This is a genomic window from Coprococcus eutactus (genome assembly GCF_001404675.1).
Lineage (GTDB): Bacteria > Bacillota > Clostridia > Lachnospirales > Lachnospiraceae > Coprococcus > Coprococcus aceti.
Genome location: NZ_CYXU01000008.1, coordinates 43,600 through 62,217, shown reverse-complemented (window position 1 = coordinate 62,217; position 18,618 = coordinate 43,600). Strand labels below are relative to the sequence as shown.

Below are 18,618 nucleotides of genomic sequence, written 5' to 3'. Positions count from 1 at the left end.
CATGTCCTACTCGCCGAATCCTGACTCGATGAGCTCAACTGCCTTTGCAAGAGCCTCCTTCTCGTCTGCACCGTCACACTCTACTGTAACCTCAGCACCACACTTGATGCATGCTGCGATGATGAGCATTACGCTCTTGGCATTGATCTTCTTGCCTGCTACGTCGAGAGTTACTGCGCATGAGAACTTTGTCATCTCCTTTGCAAATACTCCTGCTGGTCTCATGTGAAGTCCCTGTTCATTTACTACTTTTACTGTCTGTGCTACCATAATTTCTTCTCCTTCTTTTACGGACGGACCACCGGTATTCATTATGAAGCTTTGGGCTAATGACACATCCTTTTCAGGGTCGCTCCCGCTTATTTCGACCTGCAGCGGTACTAAGGTGCCGCTTATCGCGCCACCTAAGGACCGGCGGTCTCAAATTCCCTTCAAAGGATGTGTCAGTATCCAGCAGCCAATCTATTCTGTGCGTGGTCCTGTCTCTTAATAAAATCTTATATTTGTGGAATTTCGTGAAATAATCCTGTTTCATTCTAACCATATGGTATCACAGCCAGATGACCTGCCATCTTTACTTGATCCATATTTTTATCAGATTTCTTTCGCAAACCCCAATTGTATAAATTATAACATTCTGTCGTTTTTTGTGCATTACTTTTGTGCAGTTTTTAATCCTGAGCATTTTTCTTGATAAGACCGAGCATGATACATGTGATCACTGATCCTACAAGCCATGAGAAGATGTATGGTAACCAGTTGCCTACTGTTGCGAATACGAATATTCCACCGTGAGGTGCCATCAGTGTACATTTGAATGCTGCTGACATTCCACCTGCAACTGCTGCGCCTACGAGTGTACATGGTATTACGTGGAGTGGATCTGCAGCTGCAAATGGTATTGCACCCTCTGTGATGAATCCACATGACATTACAATATTTGATACTGTTGAGTTTCTCTCTGCCTTTGTGAACTTCTTAGGGAAGAAGATACATGCAAGAGCAATTCCAAGTGGAGGTACCATACCACCTACCATAACTGATGCCATTGAGATATAGCATGCCTGAACTGCTGGATCTGAGAGCTGTGCGCCGCCTGCGACAAGCTCTGACGCTGTTGCGAGAACCATTGTTCCGTATACATAAGCTGCCTTGTTTATAGGGCCGCCCATGTCTATCGCCATCATACCGCCAAGGATAATTCCAAGTGGGATGAGAAGATTTTTATTTGCAAGGGCTGTCAGCATATCTGAAAGTTCTGTATTGATAAGTCCAATAATTGGATTGAGTACAAATATCATAAGTACTGCAACTATAAACATACCAACAAGTGGATATATAAGTGTTGGCTTAATTCCCTCCAGTGACTTAGGGAATTTGGAGCAGATCTTTCTAAGAAGAAGAACTACATATCCTGCAAGGAAACCTGCTGCGATACCGCCGAGGAAACCTGATACTGTATTTCCGCCGCCCTCTGCTACAAATCCAAACTTTGATATAAATGACTGGAATCCGCCAAGGTTATCTCCTGCCCATACATAACCAGACAAGGCTGCATTTCCGGAAGATGCCAGGATACCGCCAAGGAAACCAACCGCAAGTCCCGGTCTGTCTGCTATAGACTCTGCTATAAATCCTGCAAGCACCGGAACCATCACGCCCATCGCCAGGCCACCGGCATACTTGAAGAATGCTGAGAGCGGGGTCATGGAACCGAAGTTGGATCCACCTGTTGCACCAAATCCGCAAAGTGTATCTATAAGGAATGCAAGAGCTGTGAGGATACCACCGCCGATTACGAATGGGAGCATGTGTGATACTCCGTTCATAAGATGCTTGTATATTCTGCTTCCCACACTGCCATTTGCACTGCTTGACTCTTTTCTGCCGCCCTCCTCGTGGTGAACAGGAACCTGACCATCCACGATCTTCTGTATGAGCTCCTCAGGCTTGTGTATTCCGTCTGCCACTCTTGTGAAAAGAACCGGCTTTCCATCAAATCTTGCTGTTTCAACACTCTTGTCAGCTGCAACTATGATACCATCACAGTTTGCGATCTCTTCATCAGTAAGTATATTTTTTGCTCCGCCTGAGCCATTTGTCTCAGCCTTTAAGGCATATCCCATCTTGGCGCCGGCCTTCTCAAGTGCCTCAGCTGCCATATATGTGTGAGCTATTCCTGTAGGACACGCTGTAACGGCAAGCACTCTAAAGCCTTTCTTCTCAGGAGCCTTCTCAACTGCCTTTTCCTCAGGCTTCTCTGCTGTCTCCTCTGGGAACTTTGCGTTCTCATATTTGTCAACGACTGCAAGGAATGCATCCTTGTCTGCTGCCTTCAGAAGCTCTGCTCTGAAGTCCTCATCCATGAGGAGCATAGACAGTCTTGAAAGTACCTCAAGATGTACATCTGATCCGCTCTCTGGTGCTGCGATCATGAAGAACAGGTTTGATGGCTGTCCGTCAAGTGAGTCGTAATCAACTCCATCTGGAACTGTCATAGCTGCAAGTCCAGGTCTCTTGACTGCCTTGTTCTTGGAGTGAGGGATCGCTATTCCTTCTCCTATAGCTGTTGAGCCCTCTTCCTCTCTCTTAAGTATTCCTTCTTTGTATGTTTTCTTGTCTGAGATGTTGCCTGCTGCATCGTGCAGGTTTACAAGGTAGTCGATCGCTGCATCCTTTGAATCTACCTTTACACCCAGAGCAATGCTTTCCTTTGATAAAAGCTCTGTGATTCTCATAAGCGTAACCTCCTCTTAAATAATCAGCCGCATCCACATATGCTGCTGTGCGATATCTGAATCTCCTAAGTATTCCCTCTCACGACGGAACACGTACGTTTTACTATAACTGCTTGTAGAGTTCTTCTACTTTGTCCGCTGTGGCAAGGCCTTCTGAAAATGCTGTGGCACTTCCGGTTGCTGTTCCTCTCTTCAGCGCTTCCATGTAATCGTGATCCTTCAGGTAGCTTGCTGTAAAACCTGCCACCATAGAATCACCTGCCCCTACTGAGTTCACAACTGTTCCCTTTGGAACTCCGATCTTGTGAACCTCTCCTGTCTCTGTGATAAGTATTGCTCCATCCCCTGCCATGGATATGAGTACATTTCGTGCACCCATGACCTGAAGCTTCTTCGCATACTCAACGATCTCGTCGTCGCTCTTTAAGACTACTCCGAACATCTCGCCAAGCTCATGGTTATTCGGCTTGATGAGGAATGGATGGAACTTCAATACATTGAGCAGAAGATCCTTTGTCGCATCCACCACGATGTCGATGTTCCTGTTCATAAGCTTCTCCATGATCTGCTCGTATATGTCAGATGGAAGTGAAGCAGGGATGGTTCCCGCAAGTATCAGGCAATCTCCCGACTGGAGCTTGTACAGCTTGTCAAACATCTGCTGAAGCTCATCTTTCTTAATGTCGGGCCCCTGTCCGTTGATCTCCGTCTCCTGTTCTGCCTTGATCTTGACATTTATCCTGCTGAGACCATTCTTCAGCTGGATAAAATCTGTCTTAACTCCCATGGCCTTGACTCCGTCCTCAATCTCCTTACCGGTAAATCCGGCAACAAAACCGAGAGCTACGGAATCAACTCCTATGTTCTTAAGTACGGTGGAGACATTGATACCTTTGCCGCCATAGAATATGGCTTCTGACTTACTTCTGTTCACCATTCCAAGCTCAAGGCTGTCCATCTTGACAACATAATCGAGCGCCGGATTAAATGTCACCGTATAAATCATTATCTGAGTACCTCCTTTACAACTGTGGCGTCTATGTACTTATCATTTACAAGTCTGTCCGTGATAATACAGGCTTTTTCGATTGCTGCAAATGTCACTGCCGTCACCTTGTCGAACTTGCTGCTGTCGGCAAGGACTATGCTCGCATAAGATCTGTTCACCGCTTCCATCTTCACCATAGCCTCTTCCACATCAACCGTTGTGAATCCGTAATCCATATGGATTCCATTCGTTCCAAGAAAGCACTTTGTGAAATTGAACTTTTTCATGGAATTGACCGCCTCGGCTCCGATGATCGCCTCTGTGATCGGCTTTACAAGTCCGCCTATCATATACGTTCTGAGGTTCTTCTTGAGAAGCCGCTTGGCATGTGCTATTCCATTGGTGACAAATGTAGCATTTGTTTCGCCGATATAGTCGATCATGAGAGCCGTGCTGGTTCCTGCATCTATAAATATGAAATCTTCATCATTGATCATAGTTGCCGCGTATTTTGCAATGGCACTTTTCTCTTCGACGTTGAGCTGTGCCTTGGCTGAAACCGGTGCCTCATTGGTGATATATTCATGCTCAATCGCCTTGGCACCACCATGGAATCTCTTGATCTTACCCATATCGTCCAGAGCTATCAAATCTCTTCTTATAGTAGATTCTGACGCTCCCGTGATCTCCGTGAACTCTGCAACTGTCATAGACTTTCTCTCTTTCAGTGCATCTAAAATCGCTGTGTATCTATCCTCGGTCATCATAATAATTGCCTCCTGCCTTTTAAGTATGTCTCCTGTATATGTGTTTTCGTGTTTGTGTATTTTCTTTTTTCGTGGCTTTTCAGAATGCATATATCTGCATCCGGTGCTTTTAACTTTTCTTTAGGATAACATATTTTTTGACTGTTTTCAATTATTTGTGATTGTTTCAAGGTGATTTTCACTTGATTTCAGTCACTTTCAATCAATCTATATGCATAATATCATCGTAAATGAAGATTGTCAATCATTATTCTGCATATTTTTGAAGATTTCTGAATTATTCTGATTGTTTTTGACTATTTGCAGGTTTGGTACTCGTTTTGCAGCTTCCAACACACAAAAATAAGACACAGACCAAATCTGATCCGTGCCTTACTCTGCGTTATCAATCTATGATTATTCTGCCACATCCGCAGGATTGACATGCACCATCACATGCTTTACCTTTGGAAAATTCTTCTCTATTCCCTCATGGACCTCTTCCGCTATCTCATGCGCATGTCTTAATGTATATGAACCGTTTACACCTATCTCCACATCTACATATATTTTGTTGCCAAATATCCTTGTGTGAAGAAGATCAACACTGAGAACTTCTTTCTGGGCGAGCACAAAATCCCTCATCTCTTTCTCTGTCTCTTCATCGCATGAGTGATCCACCATCTTATCCATGGCATCCTTGAAGATATCGTATGCCGCCTTAGCTATGAATACAAAGATAACAATACTTGCAATGGAATCCATAACCGGGAATCCCATCATCGCACCACCGATACCGACAAGCGCGCCGACCGATGACAGCGCATCTGATCGGTGATGCCATGCATCTGCCATAAGTGCGCTTGAATCTATCTTCTTCGCATAGTGTCTTGTGTACCAGTACATTATCTCCTTTGTGACAATGGATACAACAGCCGCCACCAGTGCCAGCATCCCCGGTTTCTGCAGGCTTTGGTAATTGCCACCGATTATGTCCTTAACCGCCTGCGAGCCGATCTTGATACCGGTATACAGCAGCACTATAGACAACACGATCGCTGCCACACACTCAAGCCTCTCATGGCCGTAAGGATGCTCCTTGTCGGATTCCTTCGACGCCAGCTTCACCCCAATTATGACTATTATGGTGCTGAACACGTCTGATGCTGAATGTACCGCATCACTTATCATTGCATTTGAATGTGCAAATATTCCCGCAAATAATTTGAATACTGACAACAGTACGTTCTGTACTATCGTTATAAACGATACTTTATTTGCAACCTTTTTAAACTCATCCTCTGATACGGCAGATGCCGCCATCGTGTTTATTTTGTTTGCGCTTTCCATATAATCAGCCATCCTTTCCTAATGAACACCAGTCTATTGATAATCACCTTAATCAAAAGACCGATGCTGTGCGATCAATATATTTCAGAAAGCTCTTATCACTAAATATATGTGGGAGATTTTATAGAATGTCTAAAAGAGTATAAAAAAACACCCACGACTCAGTATTAGTAACTACTGTCCCGTGGATGTAAAGATTCCACTGCCATGATGGCCCGACTCCTTGGCTTTCGCCAATGGTCTGCTCAGTTTGTACTGTAGATTTATATGCAGTGCAAAGAGTTAATTTAGGTTACCATCTATGGCAGTCTATGTCAATATTTATTTTCAGATCAAAATTCTTTTTCAAAACTAAACTTAATATCCTTGAGATCAAGTCCATTCGATTTCACATACAGTCGGAGCACATTGAATCTGCCGTAAAATTTGACCTCTTTCCTGATCACAACATCCTTGCCGTCAGTTCCGTTAAATGTGAAATTGCTCACAGGGAATCCGTTGAAAAACAGGGTACACGGCAGCTGGGCAAGCTTTTCGAGTGTCGAGCTTCCCCTCAGGCTCACCTCATACTCTCCCGGATGTTCAACATCAAGTGCTATGACATAATTCGTGTCGGCGGTGCTGGCCTTCTCTGTCAGATCTATAAGTATGTCTCTGTCGACATTGATGTATTCCACATCATCAATTGAAAAATCGTCCGCCTGCTTTGGACGGTTTATTATCTCTACCTCTACAGGCTCTCCCACAAGACGCTTAAATGCATTCGTATTCATGGCAAAGTTACACACATTCTTTGCAATTCTCTGAAGCTCAGCTCTCAATATACGTCCGTCCTGAAGTGCCTCTATGACATTATCTCCGCCCATGTTCTTCGAGCCGTCCGGGCAGCACATATACATGTCATTCTGTGCCTGTATCATAGTCGCAAAGTCATTTGCATCCGGCTCCATACCCCTGCGGTTGATGGATGCCCACCAATCTGTCATGACCACGCCTGTAAATCCCCACTCATTTCTGAGTATCGTGGTATTCAGATCATAACTTCCTGCGGTGTAGAGACCATTTACCAGACCATATGTTGTCATAACAGAGTCGGCATATCCCGACTTGACAGCTATCTCAAATCCCTTCAGATATATCTCCCTGAGTGCCCTCTGGGAGATGATCGAGTCAGTTGTATGGCGGTGATACTCCTGATTATTTCCGCAGAAATGCTTGATCGTTCCGGACACGCCGCTGGACTTAAGTCCCTCTAACTGTGCAGTTGCAATGGAACCCGTAAGGTATGGATCCTCGGAGAAATACTCAAAGTTTCGTCCATTAAGCGGGTGACGGTGGATATTCATTCCCGGTCCAAGAAGAACCTCAACCTTATTTACTGTCATCTCAAGTCCGAGAAGTGCGTAAAGCCTTGTATTCAGTTCCCGGTTGAATGAAGATCCGCACAGAGTGCCATTTGGAAGTGAGAATGCCTTCATACCTGAGTCGAGTCTCATTCCCGATGGTCCGTCATCACAGCACACCGACGGAATCTTATGTGCGATCAAATTTGGCGATACCCCGGCAAATGCTGACGCTGTTCCCGCCGTCACAAGAGAACTTCCCATTCCCTCGCCGCGGACAAAGCATGCCAGATCCTCATCATCAAACTGCGCTATAAACTCATCCATGGTGGCCCTGCCTTCTCTTACATCAAGAAGCATAATTCCCTTGTCACCGGTAACCGGTATCTCCTCCGGCAGCTCCTGCTCTCTCCTGTCATACATATCAACAGTGACTAGAGGTGTCTCCTCATACTCTATAAGCATCCTGCCGTTCTCATCACAGAATGGTTTCATGCGGTCAAACTTCTCATATGGTGCAAGTGCCTCCTGAAGCTTCTGAAGCTCCACAGTCTCGGTAAGCTCAAAGAACAGACACTCTGTTGTATTTCTTATGCTGTTTCCTACATGGATAGTGTAGTCTCCAGCTTCAAGCACATAACAGTTTCTATGGCCCGTGACTCCCGAATCGTCAAATGATGCCATACGGTCAAGCGGAATCTCAAACTTCAGCTCATCGCTGAGTCCCGGAACAAGCTCCTTTGTCTTCGCAAAATCAATGAGCACTCTGGATGGCTTGCCAAGCCTGCCCTGTGGCATCTCACCGTACACCTGGACAACCTCCTTGCCAAGTCTCTTTCCTGTATTTGTGACTTTGACACAGATATTCGCCACGCCTTTTTCAAAATCCAGGCTTGCATGTTTTACGCCGATCTTGAAGTCTGTGTATGACAATCCGTATCCAAACGGATATCTGACCTTATCCTTTGCAAATGTCTCAAAGTAACGGTATCCCACATAGATATCCTCAGCGTAGAAGTTTCTCTCTTCGCCGCCGAAATTGTCATACGCAGGATAATCCTTGATATCGTAGGCTATCGTGTCTGTGAGTTTTCCTGAAGGGCTGACATCTCCTACGAGGACATCAGCCACTCCATATCCTCCGACCATTCCACCTTGCCATACATACATGCAGGCATCCGGGGAAATCGTGTCAAGAAATGACATATCTATAAGACCGCCGACATTCAAGAGAACGACCATCTTCTGGAAATTCTCTCTGACAAGTCTAAGCATATCAGTCTCTATATCAGTGAGCATAAATGCTCCTTTTTCAAGTGTATTGTCCTTGTCCTCGCCTGCCGTCCTAGCGATTATCACTATGGCCGAATCCGACTCGCCGGCAGCCTCCTGCACGAGCTCCTCTGTAACCGGCATCTCTGCCTGTGACCACGGCTCCTGTCCCCAGCCAAGTCCCAGCTCCACAGGATGTTCCTCATCCCATGCGGCATAAGTCTCTGCCAGCTTCTGATTGACATTTACATCTTTGCACTCGTTAAGTGCATCAAGGATTCCTACCACTCTGGCAACATTCACCATACCGCCTGAACCGGTTCCACTCTTATAATAATGGTTCTGCATACGTCCAAATACAGAAACCGTCTCTCCCTGCTTAAGTGGCAGAGCTTTGTTGTCGTTCTTTAACAGAACAAGTCCCTCTGCAGCCATCTCACGGGCTGTCTTCTCATATACTGCCCAGTCAAGTACTCTATCTTCCATGTATTTAACCTCCAACGTTTTGAACACCTATTTATTCACTACTTCACTATGTTATTTATTTTACAAGATTTATCCATTTTTTGATATGGAAAACTCTGTTTATTTGCTGTGCTGATAGCATTTCTATCCTGCTTACTATCTTACTTATTATCTTGCTTATTATTATTTTCCCGGTAATGCAGAAAAAACAATGGCGGGGATAAAGCTCCCCACCTCTGTTATTATATATTCAAATCTCACTGTATATATTTAAGACTATGAACGATAATCCCCATTGATCTTCACGTAATCATATGTCAGATCACAGCCCCATGCCTTGGCTGTAACATCGCCGATTCCGAGATCTATGTTGATGTGGATTTCATCTGAGCTCAATACCTTGGCTGCCTTCTCCTCTGAGAATGGTACGCCTGCGCCGTTGCGGCATACAGGAACTACGCCAAATTCTGACTCAAGGTCAACTGCAACCTTATCTATATCAAAGTCTGCCTCCGCATATCCGATGGCACAGAGGATACGTCCCCAGTTGGCATCCTCGCCGAACATAGCACACTTTGTAAGTGGGGAACGGATAACGCTCTTTGCCACGATAATGGCTGTGTCAAGGTCAGGTGCCCCTGCAACTGTACACTCGATCATCTTGGTTGCGCCCTCGCCGTCTGATGCAAGCATCATGGTCATGCACTCCATAACTATATAGAGGGCCTTCTTGAACTTCTCATAAGCTTCGTTCTCCGTGTCGATGAGCTTGTTGCCAGCAAGGCCATTTGCCATGACTGTCAGGGTATCATTTGTGGACTGGTCTCCATCTACTGAGAGACAGTTGTAAGTAACCTTTACGATCTCTGAGAGCGCCTTCTGGATCAGCTCTGATGTAATGGCTATGTCTGATGTGATGAAGTTAAGCGTTGTAGCCATGTTTGGATGGATCATTCCGCTTCCCTTTGCCATACCTCCGAGGGTGCATGTCACTCCGTCTATGTCAAACTGGACAGCAACCTGCTTGTCAACTGTGTCTGTGGTCATGATAGCATTTGCAGCCTTGTCGTTGCCGTCTGCTGTGAGACCGTCTGCAAGTTCTTTCATATGCTCCTCAAATGGCTCGATAGGGATGATCTGTCCGATGACACCTGTTGAAGCATTGATGACAAGGTTCACATCTATACCCAGGGCATCCGCTGCAAGCTGGGATATCTTCTCAGCCTTCTCTATTCCATCCGCGTTGCATGTGTTGGCATTCTTGGAGTTCACAATGACTGCCTGTGCCTTGTTGCCAGATTTCTTCAGGTGTTCCTTGGTAACTGTGACCGGTGCGCCCTTCACCTTGTTCTGTGTATACACGCCTGCTGCCACACATGGCACCTCTGAAAATACCATTCCGAGATCATTCTTGTTCTTGTCAGGGTTCAGTCCACAGTTAAGTCCATTTGCCGTGAAACCCTTGGCCGCGCACACGCCACCGTCTACATATGTATAACCATCATATATCTTCTTGTTCATAGTAATCCAATCCCTTCTAAATATATTTTAACCAATCTTCATCAATTGGATGTGCACAAGTATATAGTACAATCTGTAATCGTTTTGACATTAACTGATGCAGGACATACGAAGGCGCCGGCTCTCAGTGAGCCTGCGAGCGCTAGTGCCGCTGCAGCCTGAGTTGAGCGGGAGCGCTCCTGCATGGTTATGTCAAACACGATACAGACTATGTCAACTTAATGTGCACATCCAATTGATACATCCTATCTATTCACCCACGCAAGGAACTTGTCCAGTCTGCCCACGGTCTTGTCTTTTCCTATCACGTTCATGATCGTAAACAGGTCAGGTGAGTTCTGCTTGCCTGTGATGGCAACTCTGACTATAGTACATACATCTGTGATGCTTCCCTTGTATCCGTCAGGATTCTGCTTGTACTCCTTGACATTTGGACAGTAGCCGATCTTCTCGCCCATGACCTTCATGCTTGAGAACCAGTCCTCTGAGTCAAGGAAGAGATCCTTCTTGTACTCCTCGATAACCTCTGTGATCATCTCCGGTGTGTACTTCTCGTCTATCTCATACTGGAGATCCAGCTCATCCTCAGGTGTGTACAGATAACCGAACATCGCGCGCAGATCTGACCATTTGCCGACGTCCTTGCGGACCTTCTTGCCTGACATCTTCCACAGGTTGATGGTCTTCATGAAGCCGTCCTTGTCCTGTGTGCCAAATGTGTATATGTTCTCGTCATGCTCCTTTGCCCACTCCATGATGAGGTCGTAACACTCCTCGGCTGTGAGCTTTGAGATCATCTCCTTGCTGACATCATTGAGCTTCACCATGTCAAAAAGTGCGCCGCTGACAGGCATCTTCTTGAGTGATAATGTAAAGTCGTCTATTGTCTTGTCTGCATGTGCTGCATGCCACTCTTCGTAGTTGGAGTTTGCTATTGTCATAAGGTACTCAAGCACGCTGACTGATGGGAATCCCTGCTCTGCATAGAAGCCAACCGCAGCCTCCGGGTCCTTTCTCTTGCTGAGCTTTCTCTTTCTCTGGTGCTCTCCCTCCTCGTCCACTGTAACCTCAAGCTTCATGATAGGTGCGATGTGCGCATACTTTGGAAGCGCAAATCCACACAGATCAAAGAGCTGCTTGTGAAGTGGATATGATGCAAGCCACTCGTCACCTCTGATGACAAGATTTGTCCTCATGAAATGATCGTCAACTGCATGTGCAAAATGGTATGTAGGTATTCCGTCTGACTTCAGAAGTACCACATCCATGATATTCTCAGGCATCTCGATCTTGCCCCTGATAGGATCGCTGTAGATAACAGTCTTTCCTGCCTCGCCCGGACTCTTGAGTCTCACAACATATGGCTCGCCCGCTGCAAGCTTCTCCTCTATCTGCTCGTATGTCAGATTTCTTCCTACTGCATACTCGCCGTAATATCCTATGTCAACCTTTGCAGCCTCCTGCTTTGCCCTGATCTCATCAAGCTCCTCGGCTGTTGTGAAGTCAGGATATGCATATCCCTCCTGCATAAGCTTCTTGACACATGTCTGATATATCTCTTTTCTCTCACTCTGCTTATATGGACCATATATAGTCTCACCGCCCTCAAATGGTCCCTCGTCAAATCCAAGGTCAAACTTCTTCAGCGAATTGATGATCTCATTTACACCGTCCTCAAGCTCTCTCTTTCTGTCAGTGTCCTCTATTCTGAGGTAGAACACGCCGCCACTCTGCTTTGCAAGCTTTCTTGAGATCATGGCTGCATACAGTCCACCGATGTGCATGTATCCTGTAGGGCTTGGCGCAAATCTTGTTACCCTTGCTCCCTCTGGAAGATCTCTCTCCGGAAATCTCTTCTCAAGGTCATCCACTGTATCTGTTATATCTGCAAATATCAAATCCGCTAATTTGTTGTAATCCATCTCCTGTTTTCACCTTTCTGCTATATCACTTATCATCAAGAGTCTGCTTGATGATCGCTTCATTATATCCTGTCTGATTATAATTTGTATTATGTTTTACGTCAATTCCTTAAACCACAATGGCAATTGCATAGATTCCATATACTTATCGCCTTGACTTACACGTAAAATTTTCCACAACTATCTCATACACATTTACCGCTGCCAGCATCTGGTCTGAGTAGTTATACTTCTTCTTTTCTACCTTGTCAAACGATCTCATATTATCGGTATTTCTCGCAAGCTGATGATTCATAAGGCAGTTGAGTGCCTCGCACTTTTCCTCAGGATCTGTCAGCTTTCTGGCTGTGCCATTTCCCATGATACTGCTGTAGAGATAACCAAAGCTGCAGGCATTTGGTCCCTCAACCAGATAGTGATCTGTGTCCATCTCTATAGCCACCTTCGGATCCGCTGCCAGAGCATCCACCTTCCTGCCCTCACCGGCAGAGTGGAAATAAAGCTTCAGAACATCCTCCTCGTAGGTATAACCGAAATTCAGCGGAACTATGTACATTCCCTCTTCATCGTGAACCGCCATCCGGAACACCTTACACGAATCAAGTACATCCACTATCTCTTCACGATCTGTTATCATCCTGTCACTTCTCCGCATCTCCCGCATACAATACCTCCTTTTTCAGCGTACAATCTATTAAAATAGTATAAATGACGTCAGCATATTTGCAAGTTTTTTGAACTTTATATTATTCGGATTTTCAAAACTTTTTTATTTCTGATCCAGGCTCCACGCTTTAACTTTGTATGATGTAACTCCAAGTATCGTCTCGCCGTCTATCTGAAGTGGTGTCGGGCGATCAAATTCAACCTCAACCTCTTTTGCGTTGAATATATCAACATGCTTTTCGTACTTGACATGCTCTCCCTTGAATATAGAAGGAAAGATCATAAGGGTTCCAAGCTTGCCCTTGCCGCGGAACACCATAACCGAAACTGTATGCTCCGGATTCAGTCTGTCCTGCCCGGGGGTAGCCATCATTCCGCCGCCATAATATCTGCCATTCATGGTTGGCACGAGCCAGGCATTTTTATATTCATGACGGACTCCATCCACTTTCACCACAGCATTTCTCGGTTTGAATGCGTAGAGCAGGCCTTTGATAGCTATAGCCGTGTAGTTCACAGGCTTGTTCTTATGAGTTTTCTCATTCTTTGTCCTCTGGCGGTCGCCCTCCTCACAGCAGTAACCGTCTATTCCGAATCCAACATTGTTCATGAACAGCCACTTTTTGCCGTTGATCGTCACCTCCGGCAGATGCTGTATGTACTGATTTATCTGGTAATCCGGAGTGTCATGACTGTTATGTCCTATGTCCTTTGCAAAGTCATTGCCGCTTCCGGAGGCATAATAGTAGATGGTATTCTTCACATCCATGTCCTTTATGTCATTCACAAATATGTTCAGCGTTCCGTCACCGCCGCACAGGATAACCTCGTCATCCTCTGCAAGCGATCCCATGAACTCCGCATATGAAGCGATCTCTGTCATCTTCTTGAGTATCGCATCAGGATATGTATCTGCAAGTGCCTGCACGTCATACATACATTTGCCGTTGCCCGCCAGTGAATTATATAAAATGTACTTCTTTCCCATAGTTTTTACCCTTTTCATCTTTCTCAAGGACAAGTCTCACCCTGTCGCTGATCTCATTCTTCTTCATTGCTTTTACCTCATCGGCAGGTATCACATCCACCACATCTATATAGACGTCAGATCTGCGCCTCAGCACATTCCTGTAGATATTCTCCGTTCCGTGTATCGCCATGACGACTATCGGCGCATGCGCTTTCTGGGCTATCCTGAAAACACCCGTGTGAAATGGCAGAAGTCCGCCCTGTCTGTTTCTCGTTCCCTCCGGGTATACTCCAACTGCCATATCTCCCTTCTGGAGAATCTCGGTAGCCGTCTTGATCGTAGACAATGCCTTACCCGGATCTGATCTGTCTATCGGCATAAAGCAGCATCTTCTGATGATCCTGCCGAATATCGGTATCTTAAAATTCTCCGGCTTGGATACAAATGCCACATCCCACTTCTTAAATACCTGCCATTCTATCAGCGGATCATAATTTGACAGATGATTTCCCACAAAGAGTGGTTTGACATCCACTGGAATCTTCTCCATGCCAGTCACATGCATTTTCACTCTTAGAAACCACATGGCAAATCCGGTGGCACCATACAGCAGATGCCTGTAGAACCTGCTGTCCTCCGTATACTGCCTGTCAGTTCTCACGAACAGACTGCACACGAAGAGAAAAAGTATGTACATCAGAAATATGGCTATGATTCCGCCAAGTATATATATAATTATCACTTTTTATTCCACCCGTTTCTAATGTCATCCATAAGCTTCATCATATATATAGACTCTGACAAAGGCATCGATTTACTCTGGAACTGTCCCTGTCTGATCATATCCAGACTCTCCATGATCTCATACTCATAACCACTTATCTGTTCCGGCACATCCACGTGTCTGATAAGCCTGTCCTCACAGTCAAATACATCTATCCACTGTGGATTATTTATATTCTGGACTATCATGTATCCCTTCTCACCGTAAAAGATACCTTTTCTGTCTGATCTTCCGTACATGCTGTGGGTTGTCACTGCCATCCTGCCGTCTCTGTATTTGACGGTTATACTCTCCTGTCCATCTACTCCAGTCTCGTGCATCATAACAGAGGACTCAATATCCGAGATATCCTTTCCCATATGCATGACAATGAAGTTCAGCCCGTAAACTCCCACGTCTAAAAGGGCACCCCCTGCCAGCTCTGGTCTGATCAGGCGCTCTATCTTTGATATCGGATAGGACAGATTGCAGGTCATTGTCCTGATATCCCCTATCACACCTGATTCAAGAATTTCATTTATTATCTGTCTGGACGGCATATACCTCGTCCATATCGCCTCAGCCACATACACCTTCTTCTCCGCTGCCAGAGCTGCGATCTCCTCAGCCTGCGCAGCATCGTAGGTAAATGCTTTCTCGCAAAGTACATTTCTTCCATGTTCTATGCAGAGCTTCATATGCTCATAGTGATGTGAATGCGGCGTTGCAATGTATATAAGATCTATAGCATCATCACTTACCAATTCTTCGTAACTCCCATAAGTCTTATCTATATCAAATTTCCCGGCAAATGCATTTGCCTTTTCCAAAGTTCTTGAACCTACCGCATACAGCTCCACATCATCCATCTTATTTATCGTATCTGCCATGACACCGGCAATCTTGCCTGCGCCCATTATTCCTATGTTCACGTGCTGTCCTCCTGTTATTTCTGTATGTTTTCAAGTACTGTCGCTGCTCATATCAATCTTCCCAAGTATTTCTCTTGTTGTTTTTTGACAAATTTTGACACTACACATCCGATTATAACACACAGCCCGAAAAAAAGAAGAAAAACTCCTGATGCCAGCGATAACTGACACCAGGAGTCCTCCCCTTTATCTTGAGCACCATAATAAGCACCCAACCCACTATATATGTTGTACTATGCATCTCTATCGGCTACACATATTCTACAGTGTAAAATATGTTGTTCCACAATCCGCATGTTACTCTCTGTACATAAGGTAGCTGTACATATCTGCATAATCATGTCTCTCATTCTTGATGAAATCGATGGCTTCCCTTGGATGCTGATTCAGCATTCCGGTCAGCATGTATGGCACATCATAGCCCCATACTGCATCTCCCTTTGCCTTGAGCGGAACCATGTACTGCTCTATGAACTTCAAGATGTGGTACAGGTTGTACTTGGGATTTCTGAGGAATCCAAGAAGAAGCTCAAGCGCACAATTTCCTGCGCCCCTGCCCATACAGCTTACAGTTCCATCGAGCATGCTCGCACCACTCCTCATTGCCTCAACAGTGTTGGCATAGGCAAGCTTTAAGTTGTCGTGTGCATGTATTCCTATCTTCTTGCCATACTTCTCTCCAACTGCGACATATTTCTCCGCGAGTTTCTTGATCTGCTCAGGGTACAGTGAGCCGTAGCTGTCAACAATGTATATTCCATCTACATTGCTCTTACCAAGCAGCTCAAGGGCAAGATCGATATCCGACTCCTGATCCTTTGAAACTGCCATGATATTACATGTGGTCTCGTATCCCTTTGCATGTGCATCCTCAATCATCTCGATGGCTGCAGGCATGGTGTTGATGTATGTCGCCACCCTCACCAGATCGATAACACTGTCGGCTCTGTCGATGATATCCTTCTTGTAGTCGCATCTTCCGACATCAGCCATAACTGAAATTTTCAGATCTGTATTGTTCTCTCCAACGATGGCTCTTATATCCTCCTCGTTGCAGAACTTCCATTTGCCGAATTTGTTCACATCAAACATTTCCTTGGAGGCCTTATAGCCGAATTCCATATAATCAACCCCCGCCTTGATGTTCGCTTCATAGAGGGCTCTTACAAACTCGTCAGTAAAATAGAAATCGTTGACAAGTCCTCCATCTCTTATTGTTGCGTCAAGTACCTGAATGTCAGGTCTGTAGGTGATCAGATCTCCGCCTATCATAATAGTGTCCTCCTTCTTGTTTTTTGTTTTTTGTTTTGATTTTCTCCTCAGTTTTCTCAGTTTAAACTTACGTCACTTTAACGCGTTGGTGTATGTTAGTGACTTTATTTAGTATAGCACATAAATAAATTAATGCAAGGACTTTATTTTATCTTTTACGCAAGTAAATCTACGTTTTAGCACAATTATATCGCAAACAAATCTCAAGCAACTCTCACCCAGTCTCCCAGTGCTTTTACTCAACTACAAGCTAGCTCAGATCCTCGCCGTTAGTCTCGATGACCTTCTTGTACCAGTAGAAGGAATCCTTTCTGTATCTCGCAAGATCCTTCATGTCAAACTCATCTCTGTTGACATATATAAAGCCGTATCTCTTGGTGATTCCCTCGTGGGTGGACACGAGATCAATTGCTGACCAAGGACAGTAACCCATCATCTCTGCGCCCTCGTCTGCTGCCAGCTTAATCTGCTCTATATGCTTTCTTAAGTACTCTATACGATAGTCGTCGTGTACCTTGCCGTCCTCTGTAAGCTTGTCATATGCGCCAAGACCATTCTCTGTCACAATCATAGGAAGGTGATATCTGCTGTACATCTCTCTTATAGTTGCCCTGAAGCCGTCAGGGTCTATCTCCCAGCCAAACTCTGTGCGGAGAAGATTTGGATTTGGATACGCCTTGTATACCCCCGGCTCAATACCGGCTGATTGCTGATCCTTTTTTTCTGAGTCCGTCACAGCAACCGGGCTGTCATCCCACTCAACCGTTGCAGTGTTATAATAATTGAAACCTATAAAATCAGGCTTTGCCTGCTCCATGATATCCATATCTCCAGCCTCAATAACAGGGATAGCGTCATGCTCTTCAAGGAACTTCCACACCAGGTCGTTGTATCTTCCATACACTGCCATATCAAGGTAAAGCCAGTTTCTTATCGCGTTGAAGTTCTGTGCTGCCAAGACATCCTTCGGCTTACATGTGGCAGGATATACCAGTGAAATATTTGGTGCAGGACCAATCTTTGCACCAGGACACATCTCATGGAGAAGCTTCATGGCCTTTGCCTGAGCAAGGAGCATGTGGTGATTCTCCTGATAAAGCTTCTTGTATTTATTTGTCACGCCCTCCATGTTGCAGGTTCCGATCACGTCACCCACAAGTGTGAGCATGTTCTGCTCATTGATAGTCAGCCAGTACTTTACTCTGTCTCCATAATTTGTGTAGAGAAGCTTTGCAAATTCAACAAACTCGTCAACACTCTCTCTTCTCGACCAGCCACCTTTTTTCTCAAGAGCCGCAGGAAGATCAAAATGGAACATTGTGACAAGCGGCTCGATTCCGTACTTGAGGCACTCATTTATCACATTGTTGTAGAAGTCAATTCCCTCCTGGTTGACTCTGCCGGTTCCCTCTGGGAGGACTCTGCTCCACGCGATGGAGAATCTGAATGTCTTGAATCCCATCTCAGCCATGAGGGCTATGTCCTCTGCATATCTGTGATAAAAATCAGCACACACATCCAGCTCACTTGTTCCCGCTGGAACTGTCTTGATGTCCTGCACACTTGGGCCCTTGCCGTGTGACAGATTGGCGCCCTCAACCTGATATGCGCTTGTCGATGCTCCCCAGAGGAAATTCTCCGGAAGTCCATGTTTCTTTGTGATTATCATA

Annotated in this window: 14 protein-coding genes and 1 riboswitch; all 14 genes read right to left on the bottom strand. The window is 45.3% G+C overall.

Annotated features, from left to right (window positions below; all coding sequences use genetic code 11):
* Positions 1 to 6 precede the first annotated feature (6 nt).
* On the bottom strand, positions 7 to 270 hold the full coding sequence (locus ARA78_RS12575; RefSeq protein WP_022216909.1) for an HPr family phosphocarrier protein: 264 nt from the start codon (positions 268 to 270) through the stop codon (positions 7 to 9).
* Positions 271 to 671: 401 nt separating this feature from the next.
* Complete coding sequence (locus tag ARA78_RS12570; protein WP_055280634.1) at positions 672 to 2,738, bottom strand: PTS fructose transporter subunit IIABC; 2,067 nt, start codon at positions 2,736 to 2,738, stop codon at positions 672 to 674.
* A gap of 103 nt (positions 2,739 to 2,841) precedes the next feature.
* Positions 2,842 to 3,744, bottom strand: a complete 903-nt coding sequence (pfkB, locus tag ARA78_RS12565) for a 1-phosphofructokinase (RefSeq protein ID WP_055280633.1) — start codon at positions 3,742 to 3,744, stop codon at positions 2,842 to 2,844.
* Positions 3,744 to 4,493: a DeoR/GlpR family DNA-binding transcription regulator gene (locus tag ARA78_RS12560; RefSeq protein ID WP_022216913.1), complete on the bottom strand. Its 750-nt coding sequence runs from the start codon at positions 4,491 to 4,493 to the stop codon at positions 3,744 to 3,746. The genes pfkB and ARA78_RS12560 overlap by 1 nt, the downstream gene beginning before the upstream one ends.
* Before the next feature lie 396 nt (positions 4,494 to 4,889).
* Positions 4,890 to 5,822 (bottom strand): cation diffusion facilitator family transporter, encoded by a 933-nt coding sequence (locus ARA78_RS12555; RefSeq protein WP_015534011.1) that lies wholly within the window; start codon positions 5,820 to 5,822, stop codon positions 4,890 to 4,892.
* Positions 5,823 to 5,997: 175 nt separating this feature from the next.
* Positions 5,998 to 6,081, bottom strand: a riboswitch (NiCo riboswitch).
* 73 nt (positions 6,082 to 6,154) lie between these two features.
* Entirely contained in the window at positions 6,155 to 8,923 is a 2,769-nt protein-coding gene (locus ARA78_RS12550; protein WP_055280632.1) for a glycoside hydrolase family 3 protein, read from the bottom strand.
* 255 nt (positions 8,924 to 9,178) lie between these two features.
* Entirely contained in the window at positions 9,179 to 10,423 is a 1,245-nt protein-coding gene (gene argJ, locus ARA78_RS12545) for a bifunctional glutamate N-acetyltransferase/amino-acid acetyltransferase ArgJ (protein ID WP_022216915.1), read from the bottom strand.
* Between the two features lie 245 nt (positions 10,424 to 10,668).
* The gene (gltX, locus tag ARA78_RS12540) at positions 10,669 to 12,345 is read right to left on the bottom strand and encodes a glutamate--tRNA ligase (protein WP_015534016.1); all 1,677 of its coding nucleotides are present in this window, start codon (positions 12,343 to 12,345) and stop codon (positions 10,669 to 10,671) included.
* A gap of 145 nt (positions 12,346 to 12,490) precedes the next feature.
* On the bottom strand, positions 12,491 to 13,009 hold the full coding sequence (locus ARA78_RS12535; protein ID WP_022216916.1) for a pyridoxamine 5'-phosphate oxidase family protein: 519 nt from the start codon (positions 13,007 to 13,009) through the stop codon (positions 12,491 to 12,493).
* A 105-nt stretch (positions 13,010 to 13,114) separates the two neighbouring features.
* Positions 13,115 to 13,999 carry a diacylglycerol/lipid kinase family protein gene (locus ARA78_RS12530; RefSeq protein ID WP_015534018.1) on the bottom strand — a complete coding sequence of 295 codons (885 nt, stop codon included), beginning with the start codon at positions 13,997 to 13,999 and terminating at the stop codon, positions 13,115 to 13,117.
* Positions 13,974 to 14,723, bottom strand: a complete 750-nt coding sequence (locus tag ARA78_RS12525; protein ID WP_022216917.1) for a lysophospholipid acyltransferase family protein — start codon at positions 14,721 to 14,723, stop codon at positions 13,974 to 13,976. Before ARA78_RS12525 ends, ARA78_RS12530 begins: the two co-directional genes overlap by 26 nt.
* Positions 14,720 to 15,676, bottom strand: a complete 957-nt coding sequence (locus ARA78_RS12520) for a Gfo/Idh/MocA family protein (protein WP_055280631.1) — start codon at positions 15,674 to 15,676, stop codon at positions 14,720 to 14,722. The genes ARA78_RS12525 and ARA78_RS12520 overlap by 4 nt, the downstream gene beginning before the upstream one ends.
* Before the next feature lie 297 nt (positions 15,677 to 15,973).
* Positions 15,974 to 16,948, bottom strand: coding sequence for an aldolase catalytic domain-containing protein (locus ARA78_RS12515; protein ID WP_055280630.1), 975 nt, complete (start codon positions 16,946 to 16,948; stop codon positions 15,974 to 15,976).
* A gap of 250 nt (positions 16,949 to 17,198) precedes the next feature.
* Positions 17,199 to 18,617, bottom strand: coding sequence for a glycoside hydrolase family 1 protein (locus ARA78_RS12510; protein ID WP_055280629.1), 1,419 nt, complete (start codon positions 18,615 to 18,617; stop codon positions 17,199 to 17,201).
* Position 18,618: the final 1 nt, after the last annotated feature.

Bases quoted from the DNA above. Each gene is read 5' to 3' on its own strand.
- ARA78_RS12575 (WP_022216909.1), bottom strand. From the start codon at position 270: ATGGTAGCACAGACAGTAAAAGTAGTAAATGAACAGGGACTTCACATG.
- ARA78_RS12570 (WP_055280634.1), bottom strand. From the start codon at position 2,738: ATGAGAATCACAGAGCTTTTATCAAAGGAAAGCATTGCTCTGGGTGTA.
- pfkB (WP_055280633.1), bottom strand. From the start codon at position 3,744: ATGATTTATACGGTGACATTTAATCCGGCGCTCGATTATGTTGTCAAG.
- ARA78_RS12560 (WP_022216913.1), bottom strand. From the start codon at position 4,493: ATGATGACCGAGGATAGATACACAGCGATTTTAGATGCACTGAAAGAG.
- ARA78_RS12555 (WP_015534011.1), bottom strand. From the start codon at position 5,822: ATGGAAAGCGCAAACAAAATAAACACGATGGCGGCATCTGCCGTATCA.
- ARA78_RS12550 (WP_055280632.1), bottom strand. From the start codon at position 8,923: ATGGAAGATAGAGTACTTGACTGGGCAGTATATGAGAAGACAGCCCGT.
- argJ (WP_022216915.1), bottom strand. From the start codon at position 10,423: ATGAACAAGAAGATATATGATGGTTATACATATGTAGACGGTGGCGTG.
- gltX (WP_015534016.1), bottom strand. From the start codon at position 12,345: ATGGATTACAACAAATTAGCGGATTTGATATTTGCAGATATAACAGAT.
- ARA78_RS12535 (WP_022216916.1), bottom strand. From the start codon at position 13,009: ATGCGGGAGATGCGGAGAAGTGACAGGATGATAACAGATCGTGAAGAG.
- ARA78_RS12530 (WP_015534018.1), bottom strand. From the start codon at position 13,999: ATGGGAAAGAAGTACATTTTATATAATTCACTGGCGGGCAACGGCAAA.
- ARA78_RS12515 (WP_055280630.1), bottom strand. From the start codon at position 16,948: ATGATAGGCGGAGATCTGATCACCTACAGACCTGACATTCAGGTACTT.
- ARA78_RS12510 (WP_055280629.1), bottom strand. From the start codon at position 18,617: ATGATAATCACAAAGAAACATGGACTTCCGGAGAATTTCCTCTGGGGA.